Genomic DNA, 331 nt, shown 5'->3' on the forward strand with positions numbered 1-331 from the left:
ATAGCGTCTTTGGCTGGCACTTTTGTCAGTGGTCTTTGGCAGAGTTGTCCTATGGAAGCCAGTGGGGATCAGCTTGCGGAGTACGGCGGTTCTACCGCTGTGCTGACCCGGGCTGGCAGCATCTCCTCCCGGGGCTTAGAGGCGTCCGACGGCGGCCCCGGCCAGGGTTTTGCGGGCCGGCTGCGGGCCGTTTCCGGCCTGCCCACGGCCGACGCGGCTGAACCCCTTCTTGTAGCGGGGCATGCATCGGCGCCCCTCCCGTCGGCGCGCCCTTCCAGTCCTGATCAGCCCCTTGTTGCGAAGTCACCCCAGCGTGGCGACCCGTTCAGTC

General features: G+C 66.8%; 1 protein-coding gene. It reads left to right on the forward strand.

Annotated elements, in window-relative coordinates:
* Positions 1-51: 51 nt before the first annotated feature.
* Positions 52-331 (forward strand): hypothetical protein (locus tag AC5RUQ_RS20950; protein WP_493949186.1); only part of this gene is annotated, 280 nt, incomplete at its 3' end.

The organism is Arthrobacter sp. MDT2-3 (assembly GCF_059090465.1).